This window comes from Pseudomonas sp. NPDC086581 (genome assembly GCF_044746165.1).
Classification (GTDB): domain Bacteria; phylum Pseudomonadota; class Gammaproteobacteria; order Pseudomonadales; family Pseudomonadaceae; genus Pseudomonas.
Window position 1 is genome coordinate 155130 of sequence record NZ_JBIVBR010000003.1, and the last position, 13351, is coordinate 168480.

The following is a 13351-nucleotide window of genomic DNA, read 5'->3' on the forward strand; positions in this document are numbered from 1 at the left end:
GCCCGGCGATCGTTCGTTCACTCGCCGACGCTGATCTTCAGCCCGGCGGCGATGGCAAAGGGCGTCAGCGTCAATGCTAACGCCGTCAGGCTGGCCAGCCACAGCAGGTGCCCGGCGGTGGGCAGCCCCTGCAGCGACGCCTGCAGCGCTCCGCTGCCCAGGATCAGCACCGGAATGTAGAGCGGCAGGATCAGCAGGGCCAGCAGCAGGCCGCCGCGTTTGAGACCCACGGTGAGCGCCGCGCCCACGGCGCCCAGCAGGCTCAGGATCGGTGTACCCAGCAGCAACGACAGCAGCAGGTCCGGCAGGCAGCGCGCCGGCAGGCCCAGCATCAGAGCGAACAGCGGCGACAGCAGCACCAGGGCCAGCCCTGAAACCAGCCAGTGTGCCAGCACTTTGGCCAGGACCAGTAGTGGCAGGGGGTGCGGCGAAAGGACCCACTGTTCCAAGGAACCATCCTCGAAATCGCTGCGGAACAGACCGTCCAGCGACAGCAGCACCGCTAGCAATGCCGCGACCCAGACCAGGCCCGGCGAGAGATTCTTGAGCATTTCCGACTCGGGCCCGACCGCCAGTGGGAACAGCGCGATGACGATGGCGAAGAACACCAAAGGATTAGCCAGCTCCGCCGGACGACGGAACAGCAGGCGCGCTTCGCGGGCGAGCAACAGGGTGAAGACGTTGCTCATCGCGCCGCCACCTCCCGTGCGTGCTGGCCCAGGTCGAGGGCGCGGTAGCCTTGCGGCATGCGCTCCAGGGTGTGGTGGGTGGTCAGCACGACGAGGCCACCGCGTTCGCAATGGCCGGCCAGGTGTTCTTCCAGCTGCGCCACGCCCTGCTTGTCCAGGGCGGTGAAGGGTTCGTCGAGGATCCACAGCGGCGGCGCGTCCAGGTACAGGCGCGCCAGGGCCACGCGGCGTTGCTGGCCGGCGGACAGGGTGTGGCAGGGAACGTCCTCGAAACCGCGCAGGCCGACGGCTTCCAGCGCCTGCCAGATGGTATCCCGGTTGGCCGGCTGGTGCAGGGCGCAGAGCCAGGCGAGGTTCTCTTCGGCGGTGAGCAGGCCCTTGATGCCGGCGGCGTGACCAATCCACAGCAGCAGGCGGGCAAGTTCGTGGCGCTGCTCGGTCAGCGGCTTGCCGTTGAGCAGCACTTCGCCGGCGGTAGGCTGCATCAGCCCGCTGAGCAGGCGCAGCAGGCTGGTCTTGCCGCTACCGTTGGGGCCGACGATCTGTAGCATCTCGCCCGCGCCCAGTCGCAAATCGAGACGCTCGAACAGCATGCGCCAGTCCCGCTCGCAGGCGAGCGCCACGGTTTCGAGGAGGGGATGGGTCAAGGGCATCGGCAACCGTCGGGCAGAAAACAGTCAGTGGTGCAAAAACGCGGCCATACCGCGCAGGCCGCCAAGCACGGCCTCGGGCGGCGCATTATACACAGCCGTTCCTACGCCCGACGTCAGGTTTTTCGACAGGGTGTAACGTCAAATCAGCGCACCTTGAGCTATGTCTATGCGCAACCACCGCCCTGCCCTCCTGCCGCCGGACGGTCTAAAGTGCGCACAATCACCGCCGATACACTGGGCGCAACCCCGTCACGTCGCCTGCAGGTCTCCGATGCCGAGTGAAATTGGCGCTTCCCGTCCGCTACCGCTTACCCCGTCGCTGCGCAACGCGCAGAGCGCGGCCCAGCTGACGCTCAAGCTTGCGCAGAGCCTCGGCGACCTCCTGCCGCCGGGGAACAAGGCCCATGCGGAAGTGCTGGCGGTACGCGACGGGCAGGTGAATTTCCAGCTGCTGCTGCGCCTGACCATGGCTAGCGGCCAGCAGGCCCTGGTGGTGGCGGAAAGCCCACAGGCACTACCCAAGGGCAGCACCTTGCAACTTTCGACGCTGAACCAGAGCAGCCTCGCCGCGACCCTGCTGACGCAACCGAGCCTCGGTTCGCTCGGTCTGGGCGGCGCCAGCCAGGCGCCACTTAGCAGCCTAGACCTCGACGTGCTGCCGGTGGGCACGCTGATCCAGGGCAAGGTGGATGCCAGTCAGTTGATCGCCCTCGGCAAGGCCGAGCAAGTGGTCTACAAGGTGCTTGTGACGCTGCTCAACACGCCGCTGGCCGGGCGCCAGCTGAGCATCGAATCGCCTAACCCGCTCCCCCTCAACAGCCTGCTCAGTGCCCGCGTGCAGGATCAGCAGGCCCTGCAATTCCTGCCGATGAACGCCCGCCTGGACCAGCTCGACCTGAGCCTGCAACTCGGCGCCCAGCAGAACCGCCAGGGCCCGCTGGACAGCCTGCTCAAGGCGCTGCAGGGTGCCGGCAGCAACCCGGACATGAGCCCGGAACTCCGCCAGTCGGTGGACAAGCTGCTCGGCACCCTCCCGGACATCCGCCAGCTGAGCGATGCCAAGGGCCTCGCTCAGGCCTTCCAGCAAAGCGGCGCGTTTCTCGAAGGACAGTTGCTACGCGGGGCGGAGGGTCTGCCCCAGGACCTCAAGGCCAATCTGCTGCGGCTGATCGCGCAGATTCTGCCGACTGTCCAGGGCGGGACGGCGGCCGCAGTGCTCGGCAACCTGCCGGGCAGCGCCCTGGCCGGCGCCAGCAATCTGGCACAGGCCATGCCGGCGTTCGTGCGTAACGCGCTCGGCGTGATAGGCCAGACGAGTGGGCGCACACCGCCACCGGTCAGCTTCCCGCTGCCCAGCCGGCTGGCCAATGAGCTGGAAGAAGAAGGCGACCTCGAGTCGCTGCTCAAACTGGCCGCCGCCGCGGTCTCCCGCCTGCAGACCCACCAGTTGGGCAGCCTGGCACAGAGCGACGTGCTGCCCGACGGCACGGTATTGAATACCTGGCAGTTGGAGATTCCGCTGCGCCATCAACAGCAGATTGTGCCGATCCAGGTGCGTATCCAGCAGGAAGAGAAAGACAGCCCGGCGAGTGAGCGCGAGCAACAGCCGCGGGAAGTGCTCTGGCGCGTGGACCTGGCCTTCGACCTGGACAGCCTCGGCCCGCTGCAGGTCCAGGCCACGCTGGTCCACGGCAGCATCGGCACCCAGCTATGGGCCGAACGCGCCAGCACTGCCAGCCTGATCGACGGCGAACTCGGCACCCTGCGCCAGCGCCTGAACGACGCGGGCCTCAGCGTGGCTGAGCTGAGTTGCCGCCAAGGCAAGCCGCCGCAGGGGGCGCGCACAGCGGTGGAGCAACGCTGGGTGGATGAGACCGCATGAAGAAGCCCAGGAAAACGCCGCGCCAGGCCATCGCGCTCAACTACGACGGGCAGAGCGCACCGACGCTCACCGCCAAGGGCGACGATGAACTGGCGGAAACCATCCTCGCCATCGCCCGACACCACGAGGTGCCGATCTACGAGAACGGCGAGCTGGTGCGCCTGCTGGCGCGTCTGGAGCTGGGCGATGCGATTCCCGAGGCGCTCTACCGCACCATCGCCGAGATCATCGCCTTCGCTTGGTATCTAAAGGGCAAGAGCCCGCTGAACGACAAGCCGGGAGCGCCGCCGGACGCGCTGCCGTTGCTGCTGGAAGGGCCCAATTCCCGGCGCCGGTAAGCCTGCTCAGCCGCGGCACTCGCAGCCGGTGCGGACAGGAGGAAGGTCGCCAACCGGGGCGAAGTCACTGAACTCGCGCACTGACTTGCGGATCGGCTGCTCATCCTCGCTGTGGTAGAGCACCATGCTGCCGGTGACCTCGCGCAACTGCGCCAGGGAAATCGGCTTCTCCAGCACATCCAGTAGCGGGACGCGATTGGCCCAGGCCCATTGCATCAGGCCGCGCCGCTCCTCCGCACTGTAGCTCCCCACCAGCAGGAACTGACGGAAGGTGTTGCTCCGACTCAGCGCCTTCAGGCTCATCAGCTCGTTGGGGCCGGGACGGAAGTCGTCATGGATGAACAGGCTGTAACGCTGACGGGTGCCAAGCGCCTTTCGCACTTCGTCCAGGTTCAGGCAGAGGCTCAGGTGATAGAACTCCAGGCGATTGAGCAAAACGCTGTAGTTCAGCAGCCGGCCGGGGTGCGAGCACAGCACCATGGCCCGACGGGAAATGGTCGCCATATCGATGGCCTCGAAAAAATTTTGACGAGGCTAATTTAGCGACGAATTGCCGCGATTCTTATCAGACGAGTCCTAATTGCCTGTAGTGAAACTCCTACTAACGAGAAGTCCCGACAGACGGCTGGAACACGAAATAAGGCGACGACGCGGGCTCAGTCCCGCGCCTTGCCCTGATGCAGGCGGGCGACCAGTTCGGCTTCGGCCTGGGACAAGCCACAGCTCTGGGTCAGGTCTTCAGGGCTGGCGCCCATGCCGACCAAACGTGCCGCCTGGCTGAAGGACAGGCTGGTGGGATCACGCTGCTCGATGCGCACCAGGCGCTCGGGCAGCGGTGCGACCTGCTTGTTCAGCTCACGCAGCTCTTCGCCCATGCGGATGTTGATCTGCTGGTAAGACTCGATGCGCTTGCCCTGTTCCTTCAAGCGCTGCTCGAACACCGCCAGTTGCTTGGCCAGCTGCACCGCCTGGGCTTCCTGGGCGCGCTGCCGACCGGACAGCCAGACGCAGGCCATCGCGAGGCCCGCACAGGCGATGCCAAGCACAACCAGAGCGATCAGCACCTCAGATGCTCTCCAGCTCCGACCACTCTTCCTCGGTCATCATCTTGTCCAGCTCGACCAGGATCAGCAGTTCGCCATTCTTGTTGCAGACGCCCTGGATGAACTTGGCCGACTCCTCGTTACCGACATTCGGCGCAGTCTCGATCTCGGACTGGCGCAAGTAGACGACCTCGGCGACGCTGTCGACCAGGATGCCCACCACCTGCTTGTCGGCTTCGATGATGACGATACGGGTGTTGTCCGAGACCGGCGCCGGGTCCAGGCCGAAGCGCTGGCGGGTGTCGATCACGGTGACCACGTTGCCGCGCAGGTTGATGATGCCCAGCACGTAACTCGGGGCACCCGGGACCGGCGCGATCTCGGTGTAGCGCAGCACTTCCTGGACCTGCATCACGTTGATGCCGTAGGTCTCATTGTCCAGGCGGAAGGTGACCCACTGCAGAATCGGATCTTCGGCACCTTGCGCTGACGTTTTCTTCATATCCCCTCGCCTCTTCTGGTTCCACGCCGCCTGCGGCGTGGAGGTTGTCTTGCAAATCTGCTTGCGCGCAGCCTCAGGGCTGCATGCGCTTGGTGGCGCCGCTGGCGATCAGTTCGGCCAGGGCCGAGACGTCGAGCAGCGCGCACATCTGGTCGATCACCGTGCCGGCCAGCCACGGGCGTTGCTGGCGCTGGCTGCGCCACTTCACCTCGGACGGGTCCAGGCGCACCGAGCGGCTGACCTGATGCACGGCCAGCCCCCACTCGTAACCCTGCACGGAAATCACGTACTGCAGCCCCTCGCGGTAATCGTCGCGGTACCGCTCGGGCATCACCCAGCGCGCGGTGTCGAGTACCTTCAGGTTGCCGTTCTGGCCCGGCAGGATGCCGAGGAACCAGTCGGGCTGGCCGAACAGCGGGGTCAGGTCGTGCCCCGCCAGTGGATAAATGGAGCCCAGGCAAACCAGCGGCACGGCCAGGGTCAATCCGGCGACGTCGAACAGCAGGCACTCGAAGGGCTCGGCGGCCCATACCGGGCGACCGTCGTCGAGCAGCTTGAGCGGTGCGACAGGCATCTCGGCGCTGCCGGGCTGGTGCAGGTCGATCACCTGGCCCAGTTGCGCCGGCGGTTCGTCGGCGACGGGAGCATCGGCAACGGGCGCTTCGATGACTGGAGCTGCGGGCTCGGGCAGACGCAGTTCGGCCACCGGAGTCTGGGCAACCGGTGCACGGGTGGCCACGTTCAGGCGTGCATCGCGGACCTGCTCTTCGAGCACGGCCGCTTCGAATTCGTCGAGGCTGACGCTGGCTTTCGGCGCCTGCGCGACAGCAGCCTGGGGCTCGGCAGTGAGCGGAACGACCGGCTCGCTGACCACCAGCGCGACCGGAACAACCGGAGCCGGAGCGACGGGCGTGGCGACAGGCTGCGCTACCGGTTCCGGAGCGAAGTCTTCGAAAGTGGCCTCCTGCAGCAGTGCGTCCAGGTAGGACTGCAGCGCGAGCTGGGGGCGAGTGGCGGTAGCGGAACGACTCATGATGGATAACCGCGCAAGGTGACTGTCCAGCCTATCGGCAGCGGACGCGCCGCTCTTGAGCGCATCTGTCGGATTCTTTTGTTCAGGCCTGCCATCTTCAGGCTACCTGGCTCGCCGGCACATGGGCCAGCAGATGCTTCAGCAGCGCGCGGTAGGCGATCACGCCCCGGCTGTTGCCGTCGTTGCGCGAGGGCACCGTGCCCAGGCGGCTGGCATCGCGCAGCTTGGTATCCACCGGGATGAACGCCTGCCAGAGGGTTTCCGGGTAGGTATCGCGCAGCACCCGCAGGGTGCCCAGCGACGCCTGGGTACGGCGGTCGAACAGGGTCGGCACGATGGTGAACGGCAGCGCCTGCTTGCGCGAGCGGTTGACCATCTTCAACGTGTTGACCATGCGCTCCAGGCCCTTGAGGGCGAGGAATTCGGTCTGCACCGGGATCACCAGGTGCTGGCTGGCCGCCATGGCGTTGACCATCAGCACGCCCAGCAGCGGCGGGCTGTCGATGATCGCGTAGTCGAATTCGTTCCACAGCTGCGCCAGGCTCTTGGCAATCACCAGGCCCAGGCCGTTCTGCCCGGGCGACTGGCGCTCCAGGGTGGCCAGCGCGGTGCTCGACGGCAGCAGGCGGATGTTCTCGTGGCTGGTGGGCAGCAGCAGCGATTCGGGCAGCCCCTCGGGCACGTTGCCCTGGTGCAGGAACAGGTCGAACACGCTGTGCTCCAGGGTGTCCGGGTCATGGCCGAAGTAGCTGGTCATCGAGCCGTGGGGGTCCAGGTCGACGATCAGCACGCGCTTGCCGGCGTCCGCCAACAAGCCTGCCAATGCGATCGAGGATGTGGTCTTGCCGACGCCACCTTTCTGGTTGGCTACCGCCCAGACTTTCATAGTGCTGGCTCCCCGCGTGCACAGGTTCGGATCAGGGTCATCATGTCGTTCAGTCCCCTGCCGATGACGAAGAATTGACGGCGCCACTGCCGGGCGCCTCGCTGGCAATCACTGGTGCAGATTGCGTGCCAGCATGCCGCAACGCCGGGTCCGGCTGCGCCTTGCCGCTGCCCACCCCGCTGATGCTGCGGCGCACCTCCAGGTTCCGGGAGATCACCAGCACCACCCGGCGGTTGCGTGCGCGGCCATCTGCCGTGGCATTGTCCGCCACTGGCTGGAATTCACCATAGCCCACCGCCGCCAGCCGACCGGCGTCAAGGCCATCCTGGGCAAGCATGCGGACGATGCTGGCGGCACGGGCTGCGGACAGTTCCCAGTTGGTCGGGTACTGCGAATTATGGATCGGCACGTTGTCGGTGAAACCTTCGACGTGCACCGGGTTGCGGTAAGGCGCCAGAATCCTGGCGACCTTCTCGATGATCGCGAAGGCGGCGTCATTGGGAATCGCATCGCCACTGGGGAACAGCAGGCTGGAATTGAGAGTGATCTCGATCCAGAACTCGTTGCCGCGTACCGACAGCTGGTTGGTGGAGATCAGGTCACCGAAGGCCTGGCGCACGCTGTCGGTGATCTGCTGCAAGGCATCGGGGTTGCTCTGGGCCTGGCCGTCGTCCTGCGGCTCATTGAGCGACTGGTCCGGCTGCTGGGTGCGCGGGCGCTCCTCGCCGACAGGGATCGGACGGATCGAACGGTCCGGCTGGTTGAACACGCCGGTCAAGGTTTCCGAGAGGATCTTGTACTTGCCCTCGTTGATCGAGGAGATCGAGTACATCACCACGAAGAAGGCGAACAGCAGGGTGATGAAGTCCGCGTAGGACACCAGCCAGCGTTCATGATTCTCGTGTTCCTCATGACGTCTGCGGCGAGGCATGCGCATCCCCTCCCCTTCAGCCGACGAAGCCTTGCAGCTTCAGTTCGATGGAGCGGGGATTCTCGCCCTCGGCAATGGACAGCAGACCCTCCATGAGCATTTCGCGGTAGCAGGACTGGCGCAGCACGATGCTTTTCAGCTTGTTGCCGATGGGCAGCAGCAGCAGGTTGGCCAGACCCACGCCGTAGATGGTGGCGACGAAGGCGACGGCGATCCCGCTGCCCAGCTGGCTGGGGTCGGCGAGGTTGCCCATCACATGGATCAACCCCATCACCGCGCCGATGATACCGATAGTCGGCGAGTAGCCCCCCATGGCCTCGAAGACCTTGGCGGCCGCCAGATCGCGGCTTTCCTGGTTGAACAGATCGACTTCGAGGATGCTGCGGATGGCTTCGGGCTCGGTGCCGTCCACCAGCAGTTGCAGGCCCTTGCGCGCATAGGTATCGCGCTCGGCGTCGGCGACGGTTTCCAGGCCCAGCAGGCCTTCCTTGCGCGCCGTCATGCTCCAACCGACCACATGGTTGATGCCGCCAACCAGGTCCACCTTCGGCGGCAGGACCATCCAGCGCAGCATGGTCAGGGCGCGCTTGAGCACCGCGACCGGAGTCTGCAGCAGTGCGGCGGCCAGGGTGCCGCCCACCACGATCAGTGCCGCCGGGCCGTTGGCCAGGGCACCGACGTGCCCGCCCTCGAGGAAGTTGCCACCGATGATGGCAACCAGCGCGAGGATCAGGCCGACCAGGCTGAGGACATCCATCAGCCGCAGGCCTCGGTCAGGTGGCGGCCGATGTCGTCCAGGCTGTACACCGCGTCGGCCAGGCCGGCCTTGGCGATGGCCATGGGCATGCCGTAGATCACGCAGCTGGCTTCGTCCTGCGCCCACACCTGGGCGCCGCCCTGCTTGAGCATCCGCGCGCCTTCACGGCCGTCGGCGCCCATGCCGGTGAGGACCACCGCCAGGACCTTGTCGCCATAGGCCTTGGACGCGGAACCGAAGGTCACGTCGACGCAGGGCTTGTAGTTGAGGCGCTCGTCACCGGGCAGGATGCGGATCGCGCCGCGCGCATCGACCATCATCTGCTTGCCGCCGGGGGCCAGCAGGGCCACGCCGGGACGCAGGAGGTCGCCATCCTCGGCTTCCTTGACGGTGATCTTGCACAGCTTGTCCAGGCGCTCGGCGAAGGCCTTGGTGAAGGCCGCCGGCATGTGCTGGATCAGCACCAGGGGCGCGGGGAAGTTGGCAGGCAGCTGGGTCAGGACCCGCTGCAGCGCCACCGGCCCACCGGTCGAAGTGCCGATGGCTACCAGCCGGTAGGGCTTACGCTTTGGGGCGGCGGAGGTCGCCGCAGCCGGAGCGGCCGGCGCATGGCTGCCGCCCGACGAAGCGGAAGCAGTCGGGCGCTCCGTGCCGGCAGCGGGAGTCGAAACCGGCGCGGCCGGGCTCGACGAATACGAAGAGTACGCGGCGAAGCGGCGGTTGCTCTTGGCGATGGTGTGGACCTTCTCGCACAGCAGCTGGCGGACCTTGTCCGGGTTGCGCGAGATGTCCTCGAAATTCTTCGGCAGGTAATCGACGGCGCCTGCGTCCAGCGCATCCAGGGTCACCCGCGCGCCCTCGTGGGTCAGCGAGGAGAACATCAGGACCGGCGTCGGGCAGCGCTGCATGATGGTCCGCACGGCGGTGATGCCGTCCATCAGCGGCATCTCGTAGTCCATGGTGATCACGTCGGGCTTGAGCGCCAGCGCCTGATCGATTGCCTCGCGGCCGTTGGTCGCCGTGCCGACCACCTGGATCTGCGGGTCAGCCGAAAGAATCTCCGAGACGCGGCGGCGGAAGAACCCCGAATCGTCCACCACCAGGACTTTGACAGCCATAGACACTCCTGAAAAAAACTTCTTCCATCACAAGGGCGAGCGCAGCCGGTTTTATTGACTGCGCCCGCCCCCGGCGGTCAGATACGACGGGCGTAGCGCTTGAGCATGCTCGGCACGTCGAGGATCAGCGCGATGCGCCCGTCCCCGGTAATCGTCGCCCCCGCCATGCCCGGCGTGCCCTGCAGCATCTTGCCCAGCGGCTTGATCACCACCTCTTCCTGGCCCACCAGCTGGTCGACCACGAAGCCGATGCGCTGGGTGCCCACGGAGAGGATCACCACGTGCCCCTCGCCCGGCTCGTCATACTGCGCGCCCGGCACCAGCCAGCGCTTGAGGTAGAACAACGGCAGGGCCTTGTCGCGGACGATCACCACTTCCTGCCCATCGACCACGTTGGTGTTCGACAGGTCGAGGTGGAATATCTCGTTGACGTTGACCAGCGGGAAGGCGAAGGCCTGGTTGCCCAGCATCACCATCAGGGTCGGCATGATCGCCAGGGTCAGCGGGACCTTGATGACGATCTTCGAGCCCTGGCCCTTGGTCGAGTAGATGTTGATGATGCCGTTGAGCTGGGAAATCTTGGTCTTCACCACGTCCATGCCGACGCCGCGGCCGGACACGTCGGAAATCTCGGTTTTGGTCGAGAAGCCCGGCGCGAAGATCAGGTTGTAGCAGTCGGACTCGGACAGGCGATCGGCCGCGTCCTTGTCCAGCAGGCCCTTCTCCACGGCCTTGGCGCGCAGGATGTCCGGGTCCATGCCTTTGCCGTCGTCGGAGATCGACAGCAGGATGTGGTCGCCTTCCTGCTCGGCGGACAGCACCACCTTGCCCGAACGCGACTTGCCGGCGGCCTCGCGCTCGTCGGGGCCCTCGATGCCGTGGTCCACCGCGTTGCGTACCAGGTGCACCAGCGGGTCGGCCAGGGCCTCGACCAGGTTCTTATCCAGGTCGGTCTCTTCGCCGATCAGCTCGAGGTTGATCTCTTTCTTGAGGTTGCGCGCCAGATCGCGGACCTGGCGCGGGAAGCGGCCGAAGACTTTCTTGATCGGCTGCATGCGGGTCTTCATGACCGACGACTGCAGGTCGGCGGTGACCACGTCGAGGTTGGAGACGGCCTTGGCCATCGCCTCGTCGCCACTGTTCAGCCCCAGACGCACCAGGCGGTTACGCACCAGCACCAGTTCGCCGACCATGTTCATGATCTCGTCCAGGCGGGCGGTGTCCACGCGCACGGTGGTTTCTGCTTCGTTGGCCGGCTTCTCCGCAGCCGCAGCGGCGGGCTTGGCCGGCGCAGGCTTGGCGGCAGCGGTCGGCGCCGGAGCGGCAGCGGGTTTGGCAGCGGGCACGGCCGTAGCGGGCTTGGCGGCCGCGACCGGCTCTTCCTTAGCACCAGTGAACTGGCCCTTGCCGTGAAGCTCGTCGAGCAGCTTCTCGAATTCGTCGTCGGTGATGTTGTCGTCGCCGCCGGCAGCTGGAGCTTCCTCGGGCTTGGTTTCAGCAACAGCCTCGACGGGAGCAGGGGCTTCTTCCTTCGCTCCAGTGAACTGGCCCTTGCCGTGCAGTTGGTCGAGCAGCGCTTCGAACTCGTCGTCGCTGATCTCGTCGCCAGAACCGGCGGCCGGCGTCTCGGCGACCGGAGCCGGAGCCGCGCTGACGGGCTCCTTGGCAGCAGCGCTGAACTGGCCCTTGCCATGCAACTGGTCGAGCAGTGCTTCGAATTCGTCGTCGGTAATGTCGTCGCCGCCGCTGCCAACCGGCGCGGCAGGCGCCTCGGCCGCAGGCTCGAGGGCATCCATCAGCTGTTCGAACTCGGCGTCGGTGATGTCGCCATAGGCGGCGGTAGCGGCGGGAGCTTCTTCCACGACAGGCTCGGCGACAGCCGCAGCGGGAGCTTCGGCAGGAGCGGCGTGCGGATCAGCCAGGCGCGACAGCGCGGCCAGCAGCTCGGGAGTCGCCGGCGTCGGCTCCTCAGCGTCACGTACCTGCTGGAACATGACGTTGACGGTATCCAGCGCCTGCAGCATCACGTCCATCAGTTCGGCATCCACGCGGCGTTCGCCCTTGCGCAGCATGTCGAACACGTTCTCGGCGATGTGGCAGCACTCCACCAGCGCATTCAGCTGGAGGAAGCCGGCACCACCTTTGACGGTATGGAACCCACGGAAGATTGCGTTGAGCAGGTCCATGTCATCCGGGCGGCTTTCCAGCTCGACCAGTTGTTCGGACAGTAGCTCGAGAATCTCGCCGGCCTCCACCAGGAAGTCCTGGAGGATTTCGTCATCGGCGTCGAAGCTCATTCGGTGCTCCCTCTACAGCGTCAGCGGACGCTTAAAAACCAAGGCTGGACAACAGATCATCGACATCGTCCTGACCGGATACGACGTCCTTTCTTGTATCGGCAGCAATCTGCGGACCTTCACCCTTGGACGATCTTTCTTTTTCCACCGCATCGCGCATGCTCTCGTGGTCATGCTCGATGCCGGCGTAGCGATCGACCTGCCCCGCCATCCAGACAAGCTTCACCAGGTTTGACTCGACCTCGGTCACCAGCTTGGTGACGCGCTTGATCACTTGCCCGGTGAGGTCCTGGAAGTCCTGCGCGAGCAGGATGTCGTTCAGGTGCGCGGAGAGCTTGCGGCTGTCCTGAGCGCTGATGTAGAGGAACTGCTCGACACGCTTGGCCAGGTCACGGAAGGCCTCGGGGCCCAGCTCGCGACGCATGAAACGCGACCAGTCTTCCTGCAGCTCCTTGGCCTGGGTCTCGATGTGCATGACCACCGGGGTGCACTCTTCCACCAGGTCCATGGTCCGATTGGCCGCTTTCTCGGTCATCGTCACCACATAGGACAGGCGATCAGTGGCGTCGGCAATCTGCGAGACTTCCTGGGCGCGCGGAGAGCTGGGGTCGATCTGGAAGTTGACGATGGCGTTGTGCAGCTCGCGGGTGAGCTTGCCGACCTCCTGGTAGAGGCCGCGGTCACGTGCCTGGTTGAGCTCGGAGATCAGCTGCACCGCAGTCTGAACGTCGCCGCGCTCAAGGCACTCGACCAATTCGCGCGCGTGTTTTTTCAGGGTCGACTCGAAGTCACCCGCGGATTCGTTGAAATCCATGACGCCCTCTTGTCAGCTTCAGCTGCCGACCCGCTCGAAAATCTTCTCGATCTTTTCTTTCAACACCTGAGCGGTGAAAGGCTTGACCACATAGCCGTTGACCCCGGCCTGGGCCGCTTCGATGATCTGGTCTCGCTTGGCTTCGGCGGTGACCATCAGTACCGGCAGGTGCTTCAGGCGCTCGTCGGCGCGGACCGCGCGCAGCAGATCGATGCCGGTCATGCCGGGCATGTTCCAGTCGGTGACGAGGAAGTCGAAGTTGCCGCTGTGCAGCATCGGCAGCGCAGTGGTGCCGTCGTCGGCTTCTGCGGTGTTGGTGAACCCCAGATCCCGCAGGAGGTTCTTGATGATGCGCCTCATCGTGGAAAAGTCGTCCACGATGAGAATTTTCATGTTCTTGTCCAAACC

General features: G+C 65.5%; 15 protein-coding genes. 2 read left to right on the forward strand and 13 right to left on the reverse strand.

All coding sequences use genetic code 11. The features are described from left to right. Window positions 1-17: 17 nt before the first annotated feature. Complete coding sequence (gene ccmB / locus ACIPK7_RS08245; protein ID WP_017520311.1) at window positions 18-689, reverse strand: heme exporter protein CcmB; 672 nt, start codon at window positions 687-689, stop codon at window positions 18-20. Next, window positions 686-1342, reverse strand: a complete 657-nt coding sequence (gene ccmA / locus ACIPK7_RS08250) for a cytochrome c biogenesis heme-transporting ATPase CcmA (protein ID WP_192431967.1) — start codon at window positions 1340-1342, stop codon at window positions 686-688. Before ccmA ends, ccmB begins: the two co-directional genes overlap by 4 nt. Window positions 1343-1613: 271 nt before the next feature. On the opposite strand from ccmA, the gene ACIPK7_RS08255 reads away from it, so the two are divergent. Further along, entirely contained in the window at window positions 1614-3224 is a 1611-nt protein-coding gene (locus ACIPK7_RS08255) for a flagellar hook-length control protein FliK (RefSeq protein ID WP_192431966.1), read from the forward strand. Continuing rightward, window positions 3221-3562: an EscU/YscU/HrcU family type III secretion system export apparatus switch protein gene (locus ACIPK7_RS08260; protein WP_192431965.1), complete on the forward strand. Its 342-nt coding sequence runs from the start codon at window positions 3221-3223 to the stop codon at window positions 3560-3562. Before ACIPK7_RS08255 ends, ACIPK7_RS08260 begins: the two co-directional genes overlap by 4 nt. A gap of 6 nt (window positions 3563-3568) precedes the next feature. Here ACIPK7_RS08260 and ACIPK7_RS08265 read toward each other — a convergent pair whose 3' ends face one another. The 11 genes from ACIPK7_RS08265 to ACIPK7_RS08315 form a co-directional block, all read right to left on the reverse strand. Next, window positions 3569-4066, reverse strand: a complete 498-nt coding sequence (locus ACIPK7_RS08265; RefSeq protein WP_401087086.1) for a hypothetical protein — start codon at window positions 4064-4066, stop codon at window positions 3569-3571. Window positions 4067-4218: 152 nt separating this feature from the next. Next, a complete protein-coding gene (locus ACIPK7_RS08270; protein ID WP_167523289.1) occupies window positions 4219-4578 on the reverse strand; it encodes a DUF2802 domain-containing protein in 360 nt (119 codons plus the stop codon). 49 nt (window positions 4579-4627) lie between these two features. After that, window positions 4628-5107, reverse strand: coding sequence for a chemotaxis protein CheW (locus ACIPK7_RS08275; protein WP_015476565.1), 480 nt, complete (start codon window positions 5105-5107; stop codon window positions 4628-4630). Window positions 5108-5180: 73 nt separating this feature from the next. Further along, the gene (locus ACIPK7_RS08280) at window positions 5181-6140 is read right to left on the reverse strand and encodes a CheW domain-containing protein (RefSeq protein ID WP_192431964.1); all 960 of its coding nucleotides are present in this window, start codon (window positions 6138-6140) and stop codon (window positions 5181-5183) included. Window positions 6141-6237: 97 nt separating this feature from the next. Then, window positions 6238-7026 (reverse strand): ParA family protein, encoded by a 789-nt coding sequence (locus tag ACIPK7_RS08285; protein ID WP_045212042.1) that lies wholly within the window; start codon window positions 7024-7026, stop codon window positions 6238-6240. A 49-nt stretch (window positions 7027-7075) separates the two neighbouring features. Then, on the reverse strand, window positions 7076-7957 hold the full coding sequence (gene motD / locus ACIPK7_RS08290; RefSeq protein WP_401087089.1) for a flagellar motor protein MotD: 882 nt from the start codon (window positions 7955-7957) through the stop codon (window positions 7076-7078). A 16-nt stretch (window positions 7958-7973) separates the two neighbouring features. Further along, window positions 7974-8714 carry a flagellar motor protein gene (locus tag ACIPK7_RS08295; RefSeq protein ID WP_401087091.1) on the reverse strand — a complete coding sequence of 247 codons (741 nt, stop codon included), beginning with the start codon at window positions 8712-8714 and terminating at the stop codon, window positions 7974-7976. Next, entirely contained in the window at window positions 8714-9832 is a 1119-nt protein-coding gene (locus tag ACIPK7_RS08300) for a chemotaxis response regulator protein-glutamate methylesterase (protein WP_401087093.1), read from the reverse strand. Before ACIPK7_RS08300 ends, ACIPK7_RS08295 begins: the two co-directional genes overlap by 1 nt. 77 nt (window positions 9833-9909) lie before the next feature. Continuing rightward, window positions 9910-12129 (reverse strand): chemotaxis protein CheW, encoded by a 2220-nt coding sequence (locus tag ACIPK7_RS08305; protein ID WP_401087095.1) that lies wholly within the window; start codon window positions 12127-12129, stop codon window positions 9910-9912. Window positions 12130-12160: 31 nt separating this feature from the next. Beyond that, the gene (locus ACIPK7_RS08310; protein ID WP_192431959.1) at window positions 12161-12943 is read right to left on the reverse strand and encodes a protein phosphatase CheZ; all 783 of its coding nucleotides are present in this window, start codon (window positions 12941-12943) and stop codon (window positions 12161-12163) included. An 18-nt stretch (window positions 12944-12961) separates the two neighbouring features. Then, window positions 12962-13336: a chemotaxis response regulator CheY gene (locus ACIPK7_RS08315; protein WP_085988857.1), complete on the reverse strand. Its 375-nt coding sequence runs from the start codon at window positions 13334-13336 to the stop codon at window positions 12962-12964. Window positions 13337-13351: the final 15 nt, after the last annotated feature.